The 16,008-nt window shown below is 68.8% G+C and carries 17 protein-coding genes and 1 pseudogene; 7 read left to right on the top strand and 11 right to left on the bottom strand.

Annotated features, from left to right (window positions below):
- Positions 1–17: 17 nt before the first annotated feature.
- The gene (locus ACG02S_RS01395) at positions 18–959 is read right to left on the bottom strand and encodes a nucleoside hydrolase (RefSeq protein WP_394468652.1); all 942 of its coding nucleotides are present in this window, start codon (positions 957–959) and stop codon (positions 18–20) included.
- Between the two features lie 532 nt (positions 960–1,491).
- Positions 1,492–1,732, bottom strand: a pseudogene (locus ACG02S_RS26415) (fumarylacetoacetate hydrolase family protein); the annotation flags it as partial.
- A 32-nt stretch (positions 1,733–1,764) separates the two neighbouring features.
- Here ACG02S_RS26415 and ACG02S_RS01385 point away from each other — a divergent pair.
- The 3 genes from ACG02S_RS01385 (at position 1,765) to ACG02S_RS01375 (ending at position 5,482) form a co-directional block, all read left to right on the top strand.
- The gene (locus ACG02S_RS01385) at positions 1,765–2,670 is read left to right on the top strand and encodes a hypothetical protein (protein WP_394468650.1); all 906 of its coding nucleotides are present in this window, start codon (positions 1,765–1,767) and stop codon (positions 2,668–2,670) included.
- A 125-nt stretch (positions 2,671–2,795) separates the two neighbouring features.
- Complete coding sequence (locus tag ACG02S_RS01380; protein ID WP_394468649.1) at positions 2,796–3,074, top strand: BTH_I0359 family protein; 279 nt, start codon at positions 2,796–2,798, stop codon at positions 3,072–3,074.
- Positions 3,075–3,169: 95 nt separating this feature from the next.
- On the top strand, positions 3,170–5,482 hold the full coding sequence (locus ACG02S_RS01375; protein ID WP_394468648.1) for an ATP-binding protein: 2,313 nt from the start codon (positions 3,170–3,172) through the stop codon (positions 5,480–5,482).
- Here ACG02S_RS01375 and ACG02S_RS01370 read toward each other — a convergent pair.
- From ACG02S_RS01370 to ACG02S_RS01360, 3 genes are read right to left on the bottom strand one after another with little or no spacing between them, the layout of a single operon-like run.
- Entirely contained in the window at positions 5,469–5,984 is a 516-nt protein-coding gene (locus tag ACG02S_RS01370; protein WP_394468647.1) for a GNAT family N-acetyltransferase, read from the bottom strand. The two genes, ACG02S_RS01375 and ACG02S_RS01370, sit on opposite strands and share 14 nt — an antisense overlap.
- Positions 5,981–6,556: a helix-turn-helix domain-containing protein gene (locus tag ACG02S_RS01365; RefSeq protein ID WP_394468646.1), complete on the bottom strand. Its 576-nt coding sequence runs from the start codon at positions 6,554–6,556 to the stop codon at positions 5,981–5,983. Before ACG02S_RS01365 ends, ACG02S_RS01370 begins: the two co-directional genes overlap by 4 nt.
- Before the next feature lie 29 nt (positions 6,557–6,585).
- Positions 6,586–7,581 carry a questin oxidase family protein gene (locus tag ACG02S_RS01360; RefSeq protein ID WP_394468645.1) on the bottom strand — a complete coding sequence of 332 codons (996 nt, stop codon included), beginning with the start codon at positions 7,579–7,581 and terminating at the stop codon, positions 6,586–6,588.
- 21 nt (positions 7,582–7,602) lie between these two features.
- On the opposite strand from ACG02S_RS01360, the gene soxR reads away from it, so the two are divergent.
- The gene (gene soxR / locus ACG02S_RS01355; protein WP_394468644.1) at positions 7,603–8,106 is read left to right on the top strand and encodes a redox-sensitive transcriptional activator SoxR; all 504 of its coding nucleotides are present in this window, start codon (positions 7,603–7,605) and stop codon (positions 8,104–8,106) included.
- 77 nt (positions 8,107–8,183) lie between these two features.
- Positions 8,184–8,960 (top strand): ferredoxin--NADP reductase, encoded by a 777-nt coding sequence (locus ACG02S_RS01350; RefSeq protein ID WP_394468643.1) that lies wholly within the window; start codon positions 8,184–8,186, stop codon positions 8,958–8,960.
- A gap of 138 nt (positions 8,961–9,098) precedes the next feature.
- On the opposite strand, the gene ACG02S_RS01345 is transcribed toward ACG02S_RS01350, so the two are convergent.
- The 6 genes from ACG02S_RS01345 to ACG02S_RS01320 form a co-directional block, all read right to left on the bottom strand.
- Entirely contained in the window at positions 9,099–9,923 is an 825-nt protein-coding gene (locus ACG02S_RS01345; RefSeq protein WP_394468642.1) for a LytR/AlgR family response regulator transcription factor, read from the bottom strand.
- Between the two features lie 16 nt (positions 9,924–9,939).
- A complete protein-coding gene (locus ACG02S_RS01340) occupies positions 9,940–10,332 on the bottom strand; it encodes a hypothetical protein (protein ID WP_394468641.1) in 393 nt (130 codons plus the stop codon).
- On the bottom strand, positions 10,329–11,792 hold the full coding sequence (locus ACG02S_RS01335) for a sensor histidine kinase (RefSeq protein WP_394468640.1): 1,464 nt from the start codon (positions 11,790–11,792) through the stop codon (positions 10,329–10,331). Before ACG02S_RS01335 ends, ACG02S_RS01340 begins: the two co-directional genes overlap by 4 nt.
- Positions 11,793–11,965: 173 nt before the next feature.
- The gene (locus ACG02S_RS01330) at positions 11,966–12,532 is read right to left on the bottom strand and encodes a YceI family protein (protein WP_394468639.1); all 567 of its coding nucleotides are present in this window, start codon (positions 12,530–12,532) and stop codon (positions 11,966–11,968) included.
- 47 nt (positions 12,533–12,579) lie between these two features.
- Complete coding sequence (locus ACG02S_RS01325) at positions 12,580–13,113, bottom strand: YceI family protein (protein ID WP_394468638.1); 534 nt, start codon at positions 13,111–13,113, stop codon at positions 12,580–12,582.
- A 24-nt stretch (positions 13,114–13,137) separates the two neighbouring features.
- A complete protein-coding gene (locus ACG02S_RS01320) occupies positions 13,138–13,674 on the bottom strand; it encodes a cytochrome b (RefSeq protein WP_394468637.1) in 537 nt (178 codons plus the stop codon).
- Positions 13,675–13,911: 237 nt separating this feature from the next.
- On the opposite strand from ACG02S_RS01320, the gene ACG02S_RS01315 reads away from it, so the two are divergent.
- Together ACG02S_RS01315 and ACG02S_RS01310 are read left to right on the top strand one after the other, a co-directional pair.
- Positions 13,912–14,670, top strand: a complete 759-nt coding sequence (locus ACG02S_RS01315; protein WP_394468636.1) for a PEP-CTERM/exosortase system-associated acyltransferase — start codon at positions 13,912–13,914, stop codon at positions 14,668–14,670.
- Positions 14,671–14,875: 205 nt separating this feature from the next.
- Positions 14,876–15,997 (top strand): TRAP transporter substrate-binding protein, encoded by a 1,122-nt coding sequence (locus ACG02S_RS01310; RefSeq protein WP_394468635.1) that lies wholly within the window; start codon positions 14,876–14,878, stop codon positions 15,995–15,997.
- The last annotated feature ends 11 nt before the right edge of the window (positions 15,998–16,008 follow it).

Genomic DNA, 16,008 nt, shown 5'->3' with positions numbered 1-16,008 from the left:
GTCGACCGGGCGCGGCCCTAGTTCAGTCGGCTGAGGCGTTCCGTCAACAGTGCGAAGAAGCCGTCCGCGTCGACGTGGCGCAGCACCTGCGCGTTGGCCGGCAGGCCGGTGACGCCCCACCAGTCGATGACGGTCATGCCGCGCGTCAGCTCGCTCTGCGTCTCGATGCGCACATTGCAGTCGCGCGCCCTGAACAGGTCCGGGCGCAGCAGCCAGGCAATGACGCAGGGGTCGTGCAGCGGGCCGCCATCCTGGCCGTACTTCTGCTCGTCGTAGCGCTCGAAGAACTCCATCCAGGCCGCCACCACCGGTCCCGCGCGGTTGCCCAGGCGCCGGATGGCCTCGATGCGCGCGGCCGTCGTCAGCGCCTCGTGCGTGACGTCCAGCGGCGCCACCGTGATCGGCACGCCGCTAGCGAAGACTTCGTGGGCGGCCTGCGGGTCCACGTAGATGTTGAACTCGGCGGCCGGCGTCACGTTGCCGCCCTCGAAGAAGCCGCCGCCCATCAGCACGATGCGCTTGATGCGCGGCGCGATGTCGGGCGCCTGCCGCAGCGCCAGCGCGATGTTGGTCAGCGGTCCCAGTGGGCACAGCGTCACGGTGCCGGCCTCGCGCTCGCGCAGCGTCTGGACGATGAAGTCCACCGCGTGGCGCAGGTCCAGCGTCAGCGTGGGCTCGGGCAGGTCGACGCCGTTCAGGCCGGTGTCGCCGTGCACGTGCTCGGCAGTGACCAGCGGCACGTCCAGCGGCCGGTCGGCGCCGGCGCAGATCGGCACGTCCGTGCGGCCCGCCAGCGCCATGACCTTGCGCGCGTTCAGCGTGGTCAGCGCCAGCGGCACATTGCCGGCCACGGTGGTGACGCCCAGCAGCTCCAGCTCGGGCGACGCGGCGGCCAGCAGCAGCGCGATGGCGTCGTCCTGGCCAGGATCGGTGTCGATGATGATGGACGTGCGGGTCATGCGGCGGGCGGGGTCAGGTCGAGGTCGATGGCGCAGAACAGGCTGGCGTGGCCGTCGGCGGATTTGAGGTCCAGGTGCAGGCTGTCGCCGGGCGCCAGCGTCAGGTCCAGTGCGCCCAGTGCGACGCCGGCCAGCTGGCCGGTGCGCAGCGCGCGCAGCCGGGCCAGCCGCACCAGCGCGTCGGCGGGCACAGCGGCCACGTCGCGCGGCGCCAGCTTGCTGCCGTTATGCAGCGCCACCAACTTCGCCTGCAACCGGCCGGCGGCCCAGGCGTCGCCCAGCTCGTCGGGCGTGACGACCAGCGGCGCCGCATGCGTGGCGACCAGCTCGCCGTCCACGCGCCAATCCACGGCCAGGCCCATCAGGCGCAGCGCGTCCAGTGCGGCGGCGGCGTCGCTGGCAGCCTGCAGGTCACCGGCGATGACCATAAGCGCCGGCTCGCAGCGGGCCGCCGCGCGCAGCGGCATGCCGGCGCCCAGCAGCGCGCCGGCCTCGCGGCGCACGGCGCCGTCGGCATTGACGACGGCCCAGCCATGCGGGCGCGGCAGCGGCGCCAGGCACTTGGCCGGCTCGAACGGGAAGGCGTGGCGCAGCTTGCCGTGGTTGAGCTGCACGGACAGGTCTTGCAGCTGCGGCGCGATGAAGCCCCAGTCGTCGAGGACTTGCTGCAGGCGGGTCGCGATGCCGCTGGCGTAGTGAGCCTGGGTCTGGTCACGCGAGACGACGACGAGGTGGCCGTCGCGGGAGCCGTCGGCGTAGCTGGCGAGTTTCATGAAGGGGCGGCGAGTGGTGGCAGCATTGTGCGATGCGCGCCCTGCACGTCCCGCCCCGCGCCGCCTTGCTGGTGCTGGCGGGCAGCCTGCTCGGCCATGTCGCGTTGCTGGCCGCTGACCGCGCGCCGCGCGACGCCGTGCCCCAGCCGGCCCGGGCCGTCAGCGTGGCCCTACTGCCACCAGCGGCCCTGCCCGCCGCTCTGCCGGATCCCGTGCCCCCCGCGCCCCCTGCGCCGCCGCAGGCCCCCGCGCGTGCAGCGCCCGCCGCCCCGCCGCCCGACACGCCGCCTGCCGTGGCCACCGAAGCACCGTCGACCTCGCCCCCGCTGCGGCTGGCCGGCCCGGCCGCCTGGACCTACCGGCTGCGTCAGTACGGCCAGGACGGCGAGGCGCTGCTCGAATGGCAGCCGCAGCCGGATGGCCGCTACAGCCTGCGGTTGACCAAGCGCATCGGCGAGCGCGCGCTGCCCGCGCAGCACAGCGTGGGGCTGCTGGACAGCGGCGGGCTGGCACCCGAGCGCTACGCCACGCAGCAGGGCGGGCGCGACCGCCAGGCAGTCGACTTCGACGCCGAGGACCGGCGCATCAGCTTCTCGGCCAGCCCGGCACGGCTTGAGCGGCCCGACGCCGCGCAGGATCGCCTGTCCTGGTGGCTGCAGCTGGCGGCGCTGGTGCAGGCCGCACCGACGCCGGGCGGACGCTGGCGAGTGTGGGTCGCCGGGCCGCGCGGTGAATTGCGCGAGTGGGTGTTCGACGCCCTGGATGCGCAGCCCGCGGATGCCGGCCTGCTGCATCTGCGCCGCCAGTTGCTCGGGCCGCACGACCCCGGCATCGACGTCTGGCTGGATCCGACGCGGGGCTTCTGGCCTGCGCGGTTGCGCCAGGGCGACCCCGAAACGCGGGGCTACGAGATCACGTTGGCCGACGTGAACTCCTGACGTTTCCTACACGACGCAGGGTCTTGGGATGACCCGACTAGAACCACGTTCTGCCAGTATCTGCACTCAGCGAGGCTTGAAATTTGCAAGCCTCACCCGCAGTTGAAGCGACGAGGAGGAACTCCATGCACATGCTCTACAACTCCGACAGCTTCATCGTCGTCCAGTTCGAAGTGCCGACACCCGAGTCCGAGGCTGAAGCGTCGGGCCCGCAGCTGAACCGCGACGGTTTCGAGATCGTCGACAAGTTCGCGCGCAAGGAAATCTTCATCGAAGGCGCGCTGGCGGAGTCTTTCCAGCAAGGCGTCCAGGCGCTCATCGAGGGCCAGCCGTCCGAGGACGAGATCGACGCCTTCATCGAGCGCTATGCGGTGATGGGCCAGCAGCCGGTCGTGATGCACTGAACGTTCAGGGGACTCGGCAACGCATTGTTCGGTCGCCAACCCTGATACAAGATGGGTCAGCGCCGACCGCTGCAGGTCGGCGAAGGAGCCCATTGATGGTGAAGCGAGCCGCCGCAGAGAACGCCTCCCGCGCCCCCGGGCGCGTGCTGGCCTCGCCCGGCCTGGACAGCGCCCCCGTGCTGGACCGCATGTGCTCGCAGTTCGTGCTGACGCTGACCGTCAAGCACGCCGGCCGTTTCAACCTGCGGCGCGATTTCAACGGCCTGCTGTCCTTCACGGGGCGTCATCTGGTGTGGCCCGTGCGCGTGCTGCAACGGCTGCGCGGCTACCTGGGCCAGCGCTGTGGCAACAACGAGCTGTGGCGCGGCCACGACGCCCTGAGCGACGAAGCCTTCCTGGACCGCTTCGGCCAGTGGAGCGGCCCGTTCTCGGAAGCCACGCTGTTCTTCTACTTGGACGAGTACGTCAAGGATGCGCCCAAGGACATGATGGCCTTGCTGGCCACCACCTGCGAGCACTTGGACCGGCAGCTCAAGCGCGAGTCCACGCTGGTCGAGAAGAACATCGACGCACTGGGCCAGCTGCTGCAGCTGAATCCCGCCGAGCGCGCCATCCTGCTGTACGGCACGCTGGCCCGCTACCAGCGCGAGCTGCGCGGCGCGCTGGTGGAGTTCAAGGTCAACACGGCGCAAGAGGCGTTCGCGGCCATCGCCGCAGTGGCCGGTGTCGACGAGCGCGAGGTGGCCGAGGCGCTGCGTGCCGGCTCGCGGCTGGAACGCATCGGCATGGTGGAGAACCTGATCTCCGAGCACAACATCACCGACCTGGCCGACCTGATGAAGGTCAGCGACCAGTTGCCGCCGGTGCTGATGCGCGAGTACCCCGGTCCGCACGACCTGATGGCCGTGTTCACGCGGCCCGCCGCGCCCAGCACGCTCGCGCCGGGCGACTTCCAGTTCGTCGCCGAGGACCTGGGCCTGCTGCAAGGCCTGCTGCGTCAGGCCGTGGCCTCGCACGCCACTGGCGTCAATGTGCTGCTGTACGGCCCGCCCGGCACCGGCAAGACTGAGCTGGCCAAGGTGGCCGCCGCCGCCGCGGGGCTGGATCTGTACGAGGTGGAATACGCCGACCGCGACGGCAACTCGCTGTCGGGTCGTGACCGCTACCGCTCTCTGCAGATCAGCCAGGTGTTCCTGAAGGCCAGCGCCAACGTGGCGCTGCTGTTCGACGAGGTGGAGGACGTGTTCCCGCCGTTGTCCAGCGACACCGCGTCGCTGCTGAACCGGCTGGACGCCAATGGCGAGGGCAGCATCGGCAACTCGGTCAGCGGCAAGGCCTGGGTCAACCAGATCCTGGAGACCAACCCGGTGCCGGTCATCTGGGTCACCAACCGCATCGAGCAGATCGACCCGGCGTTCCGGCGACGCTTCCAGTACCACCTGGAGCTGAAGTCGCCGCCGCCCGGTGCGCGCCAGGGGCTGGTCGCCCGCGCGCTGGGCGATGTGGTCGTCAGCGAAGCCTTTGTCGCCAAGCTGGCCGAGCGCCCGGGCCTGACACCGGCGCAGATCCGCACGGCGGTGCGCTTCGCGCAGCTGGCCGGCACGGCCAACGACGCCGAGAAGCTCATCGAGCGCCAGCTGCAGAACGCCGACAAGGCGCTGGGTCGCGACGATGCCGCCAGCATCGCCCGCCCCTGCGTGACGAGCTACGCGCTGGACCTGCTGAACTGCGAGAGTCGCTTCGAGATCCCGCGCGTCGTCGAGGCGCTGCGCAAGAAAGGTCGCGGCCAGCTGTGCTTCTACGGCCCGCCCGGCAGTGGCAAGACCGCACTGGCTGAGCACATCGCCCAGGCGCTGGGCCGGCCGCTGATGGTCAAGCGCGCCAGCGACATTTCGAGCAAGTTCGTCGGCGAGACCGAGCAGAACATGGCCCGCATGTTCGAGACCGCGCAGACCGAAGGCGCCGTGCTGCTGCTGGACGAGGCCGACAGCTTCCTGCGCAGCCGCAAGCATGCCGAGCGCAACTACGAGGTCAGCGAGGTCAACGAGATGCTGGCCAGCATGGAGCGCTTCAACGGCCTGTTCATCTGCACGACCAACCTGTTCGACGACCTGGACGAAGCCGCGCTGCGGCGCTTCGCGTTCAAGATCCGTTTCAAGGCGCTGAAGCCGGAGCAGCGGCTGGCAATGTTCGAGCGCGAGGCCGGCACGGCGCCGACCGACGAACAGTGCTCACGGCTGACCGCGATGGACTGCCTGACGCATGGCGACTTCGCCGCCGTGCGGCAGCAGGTCGAGATCCTCGGTGAAGCCTTCACGCCAGAAGAGTTCCTGGCGCAGCTGGAGGCTGAGCACCGGGCGAAGCCGGAGGTGCGAGAGCGACGGGGTATGGGGTTCAGATCGGCTTGAAGTAGTAGCTCGTCGAGCACGGCGGCCCGTCCGGCATCAACGCGTAGTTGGGGATGTCTCCAGCGCGCTGCCACCCCAGCCGCTCGTAGAGTCGCGACGCATCGCTACCCGTCACTGTGTCGAGCACCAGCGTCGTCTTGCCGATCTCGCGCGCCTTGGCCTCAAGCGCGCGCAGCAGCCGCGCGGCGATGCCTTGGCGCCGCGCGCGACGGTGGACCAGCATCTTGGACACGTCGGCCCGATGCGGCTGGTTGTCTGGCATGTCGACAACCAGCGACAGCGTGCCGCAGATGCGGCCTGCGTCATCCTCGGCGACGAACAGGTGGCGCTCGCCGGCCGCGACACCCGCGGCCACCTTGCGCCAGAACGCTTCGCAGCGCCCTTCGGCCAGCGGCAGCATGAAACCCACCGACGCACCGCCCTCCACGCAGTCGCGCAGCACGCCGGCCAGTTGGCCGACGCAGGCCAGCGCCTGGGCGCCATCGAGTTCGCGGATGGTCATGGGCGCGCTCCGGTCAGCGCCACGAGGTAGCGGGCCGGCTGGGTAGCGGGGTTGTGGAAGCGCATGGGCGCGGTCAGCCGCACGGCCAGGCAGTCGCCAGCGCTGAGCTGCCAGGTGTCGTCGCCATGGGCGATCTCCATGCGGCCGTCGATCATCCAGACCAGCTGGTGGATGTCGGGGTCGCGCGCCGACGTCTCGAAGGCCACGCGCTGGCCCGCCGGGAAGATGACGTCCACCAACTGCAGCGGCGACACGCCCGGCGGTGACACGTTGCGGCGCACGTAGCCCGAGGCCGGATCGCGCCAGACGGGCTGCTCGGCCACGCGCGCCAGCGGCGACGGCGCCGCAGGCGCGGGGCCGGCTTCGAACATCGACGCGACGCTGACGCCCAGCGCCGACGACAGCTTGTCCAGCACTACCGCCGTGGGATTGCTCTGGCCGCGCTCGATCAGCGAGATGTTGGAGCGGCTGACGCCGCTCTTGTGGGCCAGCGCGTCCAGTGACAGGCCGGCGGCGGCGCGCAACTCGCGCAGCCGTCGGGCGATCAGTTCGGTGATGGCGTCTTGCGTCATTCATCCAGTTTACTGGATAACGCATTCCATCAAACTGGAATGGATCGTTCGACCGCCGCCCGCCAGGCGGGGTCGGGCCAGCGCCGCCCGAGACGCGAGGCGGCGTGCGCGAGCTTGATGACATGGGCGTCGTCCTGCTCGCAGGCAGCCGCGATCAGCGCCGGCCAGGGGCGGCTGGGCGCGTGCTGCAGATGCAGAGCCGGACGGGCGCCACTGGCCAGCAGCCCGGCCGCCGCCGCCACGCTGAAACCCCGCGCCGCCTCCGGCGCCGGCCACCAGGGCTGCAGCACGCTCATCGCATGGCTGGCCGTCAGCAAATGCAGCACCGTGAAGTTGCCGGTGGCGGCATAGGTGCGGGCAGCCAGCAGGGCCAAGTCGCGCAGCGTATCGGGCCCATGTTGCAGGCGGCCGGCGACGGCGGCGAAGGCGGCAGCTTTTCCCCATGCTTGCATGCGGCAGGCGATGAGGCCACTAGGCAGCGCGGCCGGTCGAGGCAGCTGCTGCAGCACGTGCAGCCAGTCGGGCAACTCCAGCGGCGCGCCGGCGTCAATCGCCGTCAGCGGCATGAAGTGCGCGGCCCAGTGCGCCAGCCCAGCGGCGAGTTCGCCGTCGTGGCCGGCCAGCACCGCGTGGCCCGTGCGGATCAGACCGTGGAACGCTATGGCACCCGCGCCGGGCAGCAGCAGCGCCAGGGCCTCGCGCAACGCCGCGCCCGCGCCCAGCGAGGCGATGCGGGCCAAGAAGTGCTCGCGCCAGCCGGCATCGCTGCCGGGCCGGCCCAGGTCGCGCGCCGGATCGACACGGGCGGGCCGGCTGCAGTCGCGCGGCTCCAGGAAGGTCTCGTGCCGCTCCGTCCAGGCCAGCAGCCGCGGTTCGGATGCGCCCAGCTCAAGCAGCGCCTGCTGGGCCATGGGCAGGTGGTTGCTCATCTGGCCGCGGTAGGTTGCGGAAAGCGCCTGGCCGGCGTCCAGCAGGTGGTGCAGCTGGGCCCGCGTGGCGGGCGTGGCAGCGGTCTTCATCAACATGGCAACTCCATTCGTGGGAACATGGCCGCCATGCTCGAAGTTGAAGCGAACTTGAAGTCAAGCGCCGCCTCGAAAGCCGCGGCCGAGCCGCTCACCATCGGCCAGCTGGCCCGGCGCGCCGGTGTTGCGACGAGTGCCTTGCGGTTTTACGAAGCCGAGGGCTTGCTGGCGGGCTCGCGCAGTGCGGGCGGCCACCGGCAGTACCCGCGGCATGCGCTGCGCCGTGTCGCCTTCATCCGCGCCGCGCAGAACGTCGGACTGACGCTGCCGCAGATCAAGGCGGCCTTGGCCACGCTGCCCGACAGTCGGACACCGACCAAGTCCGACTGGGCACGCCTTTCCGCCAGCTGGGCGCCGTTGCTGGACGCACGCATCGCCGCACTGCAGGCGCTGCGGGAAAGGCTCACCGGCTGCATCGGCTGCGGCTGCCTGTCGCTGAAAGCGTGCGCGCTGTACAACCCGGCGGACAAGGTCAGCGACGACGGCGCCGGCGCGAGACTTCTGCGCATAGAAACCGAGCGTTGACCCTTGCGCGACCTCCGCATATCAGAACCCGGCGAAAATACCGGGTTAACCCGCCACCCGAACCTCAGCGAGCGCCCATGAGTGCCTTCCACGAAGAGACCGTCCTGACCGTCCATCACTGGACTGACCGCCTGTTCAGCTTCACGACCACGCGCGACCAGGCGCTGCGCTTCTCCAACGGCCACTTCACGATGATCGGCCTGAAGCTGGAGACGGGGAAGCCGCTGCTGCGCGCGTACAGCATCGTCAGCGCCAACTATGAGGAGAACCTGGAGTTCCTCAGCATCAAGGTGCCGGACGGCCCGTTGACCTCGCGGCTGCAACACATCAAGCCGGGCGACAAGATCATTGTGGGCCGCAAGCCCACTGGCACGCTGCTGATCGACTACCTGCTTCCAGGCAAGAACCTATACCTGCTGGGCAGCGGCACGGGTCTGGCGCCGTTCATCAGCATCGTGCGCGACCCCGTGACGTATGAGCGCTTCGAGAAGGTCATCCTGGTGCACGGCGTGCGCCACGTGAACGAACTCGCATACCACGACCATGTCAGCGTGGACTTGCACCAGCACGAGTTCCTCGGCGAGTTCGCCAGCCAGCAGCTGCTGTATTACCCGACCGTCACGCGCGAACCGTTCCGCAACACGGGCCGCATCACCGACCTGATCCAGACCGGCAAACTGCAGGCAGACCTGGGCCTGCCGGCGCTGAACCCCGAGACCGACCGCATCATGCTGTGCGGCAGCCCCGAGTTGCTGAAGGACATGCAGGCGATGCTGGAGGTGCGCAACTTCAAGGAAGGCAGCACGACGACGCCGGGCGACTACGTCATCGAGCGGGCGTTCGTAGAAAAGTGAGACCCTCGCCTGGTCTTGCCGCGCTGGACGCGGGCCAGCTCAGGCGATCTCCCGAGGGCATGGCGATGCTCACGGGGCGTGCCGCGCTCTCACATCGCCAGACGGGTCGGCTTGCGAGCGGCCCGGCGCTCGGCTCAGTTACATACCCTTGAATAGATGCGTGTAGCTGCGGCTGACTTCGAGCTTCTCCGTCAGCCCCTTCACACCCACCAGCTGGCGGCCGCGGAAGTCGCGGGTGATGCCGTCGATGGCGCGCGCGTTGACAAGCGTCGAGCGGTGGATCTGCCAGAAGACCCGCGGGTCCAGCTCGTCCACCAGCTCCTTGATGGGCTTGCGGATCAGCGCCTCCACCTTGGCCGTCTGCACGCGCGTGTACTTCTCGTCGCTGATGAAGAACAACACGTCCTCGACCGGGATCATCTGGATGGCCTGGCCCACGGTGGCCTGGATCCACTGCAGGTACTGCGGCTTGGCGGCCGCTGGGTTCATGCCCGCCGACAGCTGGTGCAGCAGCTGCTGCAACGGCACCGGCGCGCTGTCGCTGAAGTCACTTGACGGCGCGTCGCGCTGCGCCAGGCGCTTCTTGATGCGGGCGACCGTCAGCTGCAGGCGCTCGCGCTCTGCGGGTTTCAGCACGTAGTCGGCCACGCCTTGCTCGAAGGCCTCGACGGCGTACTGGTCGTAGGCCGTGATGAAGACGATCTCGGGCACCCCCCAGTCGTCGTCGTCCGGCAGCTGGGCGATCTGGCGCGCGGCCTCCACGCCGGTCAGGCCCGGCATGCGGATGTCCAGGAACACCAGGTCGGGCCGGTGCTCCTTGACCAGCTCGACGGCTTCCAGGCCGTTCTTGGCTTCGGCCACGATGTCCAGCTCGGGCCAGACCTCGGTCAGGCGGGCGCGCAACTGCTCGCGCATCAGTCGTTCGTCGTCGGCCAGAACGGCGCGAATGGATGGATTGCTCATGGCCGGCGATGCTAGATCAGACCGGCGTCGATTTGGCCGCGTTGGCCCGGCTGCGGTTGCGCAGCACGACAAACAGCAGCAGCCCCAGCAGGATCAGCGGCGAGCCGAGCACGGCGCCCACGCCCAGAACGCTCGCCACCACCAGGGCCAGCACGCCCCCGACGATCAGCAGCGGCAGCGCCACGCCGAGCAGCAGCACCAGCGGCACGACGACGATGCAGACGATGGCAGCCACGAACAGGCCGATGGTGGCACCCACCCAGTCGCCGAAGCCGCCCAGGAACAGCTCCTCGTCGTTCAGCACGATGTGCATGTTCGAGTCGTGGTTCAGCAGCGCGAAGCCGCCCAGCATCGCGGCCAGCACCATCAGCGCGGTGATCACGAACAGGATCTTGAACAAGGTCTTCATGCGGAGGCTCCTTCGTCGTTGCGGCTGCGGTAGGGCACGGTGATGGTCACGACCGTGCCGCTGGGTTGGTTCTCAGTGACGGTGACGCTGGCGCGGCTGCCGTGCAGCAACTGCAGGCGTTCGCGGATGTTGGCCAACCCCACGCCGGTGCCGCTGGTCGCGGCGCGGCCGAAGCCCAGGCCGGTGTCGGCGACCGTGACGGCGAGCTTGCCGTGCAGGATCTCGGCCTTGACCTTCAGCGAGCCGCCCTCGGCCTTGGGCTCCAAGCCATGCTTGATGGCGTTCTCGACCAGGCCCTGGATCATCATGGGCGGGAACTCCGCGGACATCAGGCCCTCGGGCACGTCGATCTCGGTCTGCAGGCGCTCTTCCATGCGCATCTTCAGGATCTCGAGGTAGGGCCGGATGACAGCCAGCTCGCGGCCCAGGTCTCGGGCGGCGCCGGTGGCGTTGGCCTCGCGCATCGTGGGCATGGAGGCCCGCAGCAGCGCGATGAGGTTCTTCTGCATCTGACTGGCGCGCGGCGGGTCGACCTCGATCAGGTGGTCGATGGACGCCAGCGTGTTGAACAGGAAATGCGGCTCCACCTGCGCCTGCATGGCGGCCATGCGGGCCTCGATGACCTGGCGCTTCAGCGCCTCACTCTCGGCGTTCTCGGTGGCCTGCGCGGCCTTCACCTCGGCCTGGATGCGGCCCTTGTACATGGCCTTGATGACGGCGGAAGCTAGGATCCACAGGATGGCCAGTTCCACCAGCGAGTCACCCATGCGCACGGTGGTGACGCGGCGGCGCGGCTTGGACACCTCGGCCGCCAGGTCGGCAGCGGCCTCGCGCAGTGCCTGCTGCGCCTCGGCGGCGGCCTGGCGGGCTTCACGGACCTCCTCCGCCTCGTTCTTGAGCTGACTGAGCTGCTCCTTGGCCTGCTCGACGGCGGCACGAATGTCCTCCGGCCGCGCGCTCTTGGGAAAGTCGATGGCGATGGCCGGCGCCTCGGCCTTGTCGAGCACCGGCTCGCCATCCTCGTCGACGGCAGAGGCGGCAGAGGCGGCAGAGGCCGCCCGGCGCACCGGCTGGATGCGCACGCCGCTCTCGTCGATCTTGATCTCGTAGTTGCCGCCGCCGCCCTTGCCGGAATCCGCCTTTTCGCTGCGCTCGGCCACTTGGCGCGCCCGCTCGGCGGCGCGCTTGGCTTCCTTCTCCAGCTGCGCATGGCGCTGGGCGGCATGGGTGTCCGGCTCCTCCTCGATCGTCTGGTTGACGCGCCAGGTAAACGGCGGGATGTCCTTCAGGATGTTCACGCCCACGAGGAGCGCGAGCGCCAGCAGCACGAAACGCTTCCAGCTGATGCCGACCAGCCAGCCGGCATATAGGTGGAAATAGCGCACCACGGCGGCTGAAAAGCGCTGCCAGCGCGCAATCCAGAGCTGCTGCTGGGGGCTGGGAGGGAAGGAGGGGCTCATCGGGCGGGGTTCGTCGTTGGAAGCCACTGTACGCAAGGCCCCCACGCGGTGTGGGCGCCAGGCGACACGCCGGCGGCCGGTCCGGACGAACTGCAGCGGCGCGCGACAGGCCGTCACGACCCTGAAATGAAACAGCCCGCCGGAGGGCGGGCTGTGGGTGCGACGTGCGCAGCTTACTGCTTGATGGCCTCGGCCTGGATCAGCAGGCGCACGTTGTCGGGAATGCCGGGCAGGCCGTAGGCCATGCCCCACTGGCTGCGCTGGATGGTGGTCTCGAAGTCGCCGCCGCAGACCTCGCGCTTCAGGCGCGGGTTCTCGTAGCAGTTGAAACCGCTGGCCGTCAGCGTGACCGGGTTGGCCTTGCCCAGCAGCGTCAGCGTGCCTGCAACACTGGTGACCTTGTCGCCGTTGAAGGTGAACTTGTCGCCGACGAAGGTGGCCGTCGGATGCTGTTCCACGTTGAAGAAGTCCTTGCTCTTCAGGTGACCGTCGAACGGGCCGATGCCGGTGGAGATGGAGGCCATCTCGATGGTCAGCTCGACCTTGCCGGTCTTGGCGGCCTTGTCAAGCGTCACGGTGCCCGTGCTCTTGTCGAAGCGGCCGCGGTTGGTGCTGGTGCCGAAGTGCTTGGCTTCGAAGAAGACCTGGGTGTGGGTCGGGTCGATGGCGTAGGTAGCGCTCTGCGCCTGGGCGGCGCCAGCGGCGGCAATCAGGGCGGTCAGCAGCAGGGCATTCTTCATTCGTGGATCTCCGGGGGTGGTGGGGGGGGTTGAGGGTACAGGCTCGCTCAAATGCCGGCGAAGGCCAGCTTGAACTTGACGGTCACATCGTTGGCGACCATGGACGTGTCGGCCCATTCGCCGTCGCCGATCTTGAAGTCCAGGCGCTTGATGGCCACGCTGCCGGCGGCCACGCCGGCATTCAGCGTGATGGGGACGACCACGTCGCGCGTGGCGCCCTTGATGGTCAGCTTGCCGGCCACGTCGTACTTGCCGGGACCCGTGGGCTTGATGGCAGTGGACACGAAGGTAGCCTTGCCGTTGCGCTTGGTGTCGAACCACGGCGCCTTGCCGACCTCGGCGTCGAAGCTGGCGTCGCCCAGCGACACGCTGCCCAGGTCCACCGTGAACGCGATCTTGCCGGCCTCAGGCTTCTTGGCATCGAAGTCCAGCTGCGCATCGAACTTCTTGAACTTGCCGTCGACCGGCACGCCCATCTGCTTGAACGTGAAGCTGAGATCGCTCTTGGCAGGCTCCAGCGTGGCGGCCTGGGCGGTCAGGGCGCTGGCGGCGATCAGCAGCGCGGAAAGCAGGTGTTTCATAGAGGTCCTTGGTTCAGTCGCGGTTCAGGGGCGGCCCGGGAGCATGCGGGCAACCAGGCCGTCGCGGTCGATGAAATGGTGCTTCAGCGCGCCGCCCACGTGGGCCAGCACCAGCAGCGCCAGCCCATAGGCGGCAAACTTGTGCAGCATCTTGAACGTCTCGGCCAGATCTTGATCCTTGGGCACGAAGTCGGGCAGCGGCAGCACGCCGAACCACACGATGGGGAAGCCGGCGGCCGAGCTGTATGCCCAACCCGCCAGAGGCACGGCGAAGAACAGCACGTAGAGCAGGTTGTGCGTCAGGTGGGCGGCCCTGGCCTGCCAGGCGGGCATGGGCAGGTCGGCCGGCGGGCGGTGCGTCAGGCGCCACAGCAGCCGCAGCGCGGACAGCGCCAGGATGGTCACGCCGGCCCACTTGTGCCAGTTGTAGAGCTTGAGCCGCGTCGGCGAGAACGGCAGGTCGGTCATGTAAAGCCCGACACCGAAGGCGCCGACGATGGCCAGCGCCAGCAGCCAGTGCAGCACGATGGCGACGGGGGTGTAGCGGGTGACAGGTCTCATCATGGGCTCGCAGTGTGCGCCGCGCGTACAGGGCAGCGGTTCATCGGCCTTGTTGCCAATGTTCAGCGATTTTGAACGGCTGGCGGTCCGCCGTCACCCGCGCGACGAAAGAGCCAGGCAGACGGGGCTGGGCGGCATGGCAAAACCGCGAGACACTTCGTGTTACCAACCTGCTAGCAAGTCAACACGAGACAGGCCGAACCGCATCAGCATGCGGCAGCCGATGAGAGGGCGAACGTGACAGAAGAAACCTCATCAAACCGGAATCTGGGCGAGAGCTTCAGTCAGTACTTCGAACTGCTGCCCGCGCTGGATGACGCGACCCGCGAGGAAGTGTTCCGCATCCGCCACGAGGTCTACTGCCGCGACCTGGGCTGGGAGCCGGTGCGCGCCGACGGGCTGGAGCGGGATGCCTTCGACCCGCAATCGGTCCACTGCCTGCTGCGCCACCGCGTCACCCGCGAACCCGTGGGGTGCACGCGGCTGATCCTGGCCGACGAGGCCCACCCCGACCAGCTGCTGCCCGTGGAGCGCAGCTGCGCCGAGGTGCTGGACCGCAGCATCCTGGACCCCGCCACGCTGCCACGGCGCACGGTGGCCGAGGTGTCGCGGCTGGCCGTGATGCGCAACTTCCGTCAGCGCAAGGGCGAGTCGCAGTCTGCGGGCACGGTCAACGAAGACGACTTCCAGCCGCGTGGCCCGCAAGCGCGCTTCCCGTACATCCCGGTGAGCCTGTACTTCGGCGCCGCGGCCATCGCGCGCAGGCTTGGACGCGAGCACGTACTGGTGCTGACCGAGCCGCGGCTGGCCGCGCACTTCGCACGGCTGGGCGTCTACATCAAGTCCATCGGCGGCAGCATCGAGCACCGCGGCGAGCGCATGCCCTCGCTGTTCCTGACCAGCCAGTTCGCGCCCGGCCTGCGGCCGCTGATCCGTCCGCTTTACGACGAGATCGAGCGCGGCGTCGACGCCTGCTTCGACGCGCATGTGAACTAGGCGTCTCCCGCCGGATCTCTTCGCTGCTCTGCACCGGCCAGCGTCCGCGTGCTGGTGCAGAGCCGTGCGTGCATGTCATCCGCGGTGGCGGGGTTTGACCCAGTTGCGCCCGCCCGCCCCCCGGCCAGACAGTCGGCGCAGCGGCCAGCGCCGGCCGCAGGTTCTGTTCAAGAGGCGCTTACACGATTCCAACGGAGACAAGCCCATGACCCAGACACCCAACCCGCGTCGCCGCTTCATCAGGAATGCGGCCGCCGCGACCGCCGGTACCGGCGCGTTGGCCATGCCCATGATCTCGACCGCGCAGACCACCAGCCTGCGCTTCCAGTCCACCTGGCCCGCCAAGGATATCTTCCACGAGTACGCCCAGGACTTCGCCAAGAAGGTCAACGACATGGCGGGCGGGCGCCTGAAGATCGAGGTGCTGCCGGCCGGCTCGGTCGTGCCCGCGTTCCAGCTGCTGGATGCCGTCAACAAGGGCACGCTGGACGGCGGCCATGGCGTGGTGGCGTATCACTACGGCAAGAACACCGCGCTGGCGCTGTGGGGTTCGGGCCCGGCCTTCGGCATGGACCCGAACATGCTGCTGGCCTGGCACAACTACGGCGGCGGCAAGGCGATGCTGGCCGAGATCTACGCCGCGCTGAACATCGATGTCGTGTCCTTCCTGTACGGCCCCATGCCCACACAGCCGCTGGGCTGGTTCAAGAAGCCGATCAGCAAGCCGGAAGACCTGAAGGGCCTGAAGTTCCGCACCGTCGGGCTGGCGGTCGACGTGTTCAAGGAACTCGGCGCCGCGGTCAATCCGCTGCCAGCAGGTGAGATCGTGCCGGCGCTGGATCGCGGCCTCATCGACGCGGCCGAGTTCAACAACGCCTCCAGCGACCGCGTGCTGGGCTTCGCAGATGTGGCCAAGAACTGCATGCTGCAGAGCTTCCACCAGAGCGGCGAGCAGTTCGAGATCCTGTTCAACAAGGCCAAGTACGACGGCCTGCCCGCAGAGCTGAAGGCCGTCATCGACTACGCGGTGCAGGCGGCCAGCGCCGACATGAGCTGGAAGGCTATCGAGCGCAACAGCAGCGACTACAACGAGCTGAAAAAGGCTGGTGTGAAGTTCTACAAGACGCCCGACAGCGTGCTGCGCGCGCAGCTGGCCGCGTGGGACAAGGTCACAGCCGCGAAGGCCGCCGAGAACCCGCTGTTTAAGAAGGTGCTGGACAGCCAGAAGGCCTTCGCACAGCGTGCCGGCGGCTGGCAGAACGACTACACGGTCGACTACAAGATGGCCTACAACCACTACTTCCGAGCGCCGGCCAAGAAGGCCTGATCCAGCAACGC

Source organism: Pelomonas dachongensis (assembly GCF_043555865.1).
Taxonomy (GTDB): domain Bacteria; phylum Pseudomonadota; class Gammaproteobacteria; order Burkholderiales; family Burkholderiaceae_C; genus Pelomonas; species Pelomonas dachongensis.
Note: the sequence above shows the minus strand (reverse complement) of the source record. Positions and strands in the feature narration are given on the sequence as shown.

Coding starts and splice junctions, on each gene's coding strand:
- ACG02S_RS01395 (WP_394468652.1), bottom strand. CDS start 959: ATGACCCGCACGTCCATCATCATCGACACCGATCCTGGCCAGGACGAC.
- ACG02S_RS01340 (WP_394468641.1), bottom strand. CDS start 10,332: ATGAAGACCTTGTTCAAGATCCTGTTCGTGATCACCGCGCTGATGGTG.
- ACG02S_RS01350 (WP_394468643.1), top strand. CDS start 8,184: ATGAGTGCCTTCCACGAAGAGACCGTCCTGACCGTCCATCACTGGACT.
- ACG02S_RS01330 (WP_394468639.1), bottom strand. CDS start 12,532: ATGAAGAATGCCCTGCTGCTGACCGCCCTGATTGCCGCCGCTGGCGCC.
- ACG02S_RS01345 (WP_394468642.1), bottom strand. CDS start 9,923: ATGAGCAATCCATCCATTCGCGCCGTTCTGGCCGACGACGAACGACTG.
- ACG02S_RS01360 (WP_394468645.1), bottom strand. CDS start 7,581: ATGTTGATGAAGACCGCTGCCACGCCCGCCACGCGGGCCCAGCTGCAC.
- ACG02S_RS01320 (WP_394468637.1), bottom strand. CDS start 13,674: ATGAGACCTGTCACCCGCTACACCCCCGTCGCCATCGTGCTGCACTGG.
- soxR (WP_394468644.1), top strand. CDS start 7,603: ATGGCCGCCATGCTCGAAGTTGAAGCGAACTTGAAGTCAAGCGCCGCC.
- ACG02S_RS01370 (WP_394468647.1), bottom strand. CDS start 5,984: ATGACCATCCGCGAACTCGATGGCGCCCAGGCGCTGGCCTGCGTCGGC.
- ACG02S_RS01365 (WP_394468646.1), bottom strand. CDS start 6,556: ATGACGCAAGACGCCATCACCGAACTGATCGCCCGACGGCTGCGCGAG.
- ACG02S_RS01325 (WP_394468638.1), bottom strand. CDS start 13,113: ATGAAACACCTGCTTTCCGCGCTGCTGATCGCCGCCAGCGCCCTGACC.
- ACG02S_RS01385 (WP_394468650.1), top strand. CDS start 1,765: ATGCGCGCCCTGCACGTCCCGCCCCGCGCCGCCTTGCTGGTGCTGGCG.
- ACG02S_RS01380 (WP_394468649.1), top strand. CDS start 2,796: ATGCACATGCTCTACAACTCCGACAGCTTCATCGTCGTCCAGTTCGAA.
- ACG02S_RS01335 (WP_394468640.1), bottom strand. CDS start 11,792: ATGAGCCCCTCCTTCCCTCCCAGCCCCCAGCAGCAGCTCTGGATTGCG.
- ACG02S_RS01375 (WP_394468648.1), top strand. CDS start 3,170: ATGGTGAAGCGAGCCGCCGCAGAGAACGCCTCCCGCGCCCCCGGGCGC.
- ACG02S_RS01310 (WP_394468635.1), top strand. CDS start 14,876: ATGACCCAGACACCCAACCCGCGTCGCCGCTTCATCAGGAATGCGGCC.